The 1,183-nt window shown below is 62.6% G+C and carries 2 pseudogenes; both read right to left on the bottom strand.

Annotated features, from left to right (window positions below):
• Window positions 1-599 (bottom strand): annotated as a pseudogene (locus ASV56_RS25080) (transposase); the annotation flags it as partial.
• 63 nt (window positions 600-662) lie between these two features.
• Window positions 663-935, bottom strand: a pseudogene (locus tag ASV56_RS22280) (transposase); the annotation flags it as partial.
• Window positions 936-1,183: the final 248 nt, after the last annotated feature.

The raw sequence follows: 1,183 nt of genomic DNA, 5'->3' as shown, positions 1-1,183 counted from the left end.
CTCGCGCAGACCGTCGCGGGCGACCCCAAGGGCGATGTAGACGGCCTTGTTCTTGACCGTCCGGCTGTCGGCATCGCGGATCTTCACCCGCAGCGCATCAAAGATCACGATTGGATACATCTGGTCCAGGGCCCGGCTCTGCCATTCCCGCACCTCGCCCAGCACATCGGTGACGCGGCTGATCAGGTCGGGCGAGACCTTCAGGCCGTAGAGATCGAGCAGATGCGCCTGGATATCCCGGACCGTCAGCCCGGCAGCGTAGAGCCCGATGATCTTGTCATCCATCCCACAGGTCCGGTCTGGCCCTTCTTCACTGGCTCGGGCTCGAAGCTGCTGTCACGGTCGCGGGGCACGGCTACCGGCAATTCGCCGTCCTGGCCCTTCAGCACCTTCGTCGTCGAGCCATTGCGCCGGTTCGGCTGGCCGGCAGGCACATCCTTGCCTTCTTCATAGCCCAGATGCGCTGTCACTTCCGCCCCCAGCATTCGCTCCATCAGCCGGATCTTCAGCTCCTTCATCAGACCGGCATCGCCGAGCAGGTCCTCGGGGCGATCGACGCCCTTCAGCAGTTCATCAAGAATTTCCTTGGAGATCGTCATGCATGCTTCCTTTCCGTGAAGCATGGAACAGATCAGTCATACACAGATGATCGCACACTCTCCGAAATCGGGATCGTCGGACATCGCCGCGAAGAGCCGCCACCAGCCCCCCTTCCGGCTCCATCGGCTGAAGCGGCGGAACATGCTGTTCCACGAGCCGAACACATCCGGCAGGTCGCGCCACGGCGAACCCGTCCGCACGATCCAAAGCACCGCCTCCACGAACATCCGGTTGTCGCGACCACTGCCGCCCCGTGTCCGCCCGTCCCCGATGATATGGCCGGAAATCCGGTTCCATTGCCCGTCCGACAGCACCAGCCGATCCAAGGTTCCCACGCAAACCTCCTGCAACAGAAGCCTTGAACCATCTTTCCTCAGAGCAGGGAAATCCAAAGAGTCCATAGAACCTAGGGCGTGAAGCGCCTCGATCTCGCGCGGCGCCGGTCGGGCCATCAACACCGGGCCAAGGCCATCGTCAAACGACACGCGGGCGTGCAGCTTCATATCATCCAGGCTGTCGCCCTCGATGTTTTCGACACAGTCCTGCGGATCGACAGGCCCCGCCACCCCGGCGCGACATTCTT

The sequence above is a fragment of the Paracoccus aminovorans genome, from assembly GCF_001546115.1.
GTDB classification, from domain to species: domain Bacteria; phylum Pseudomonadota; class Alphaproteobacteria; order Rhodobacterales; family Rhodobacteraceae; genus Paracoccus; species Paracoccus aminovorans_B.
This window is presented reverse-complemented; position numbering and strand designations above follow the sequence as displayed.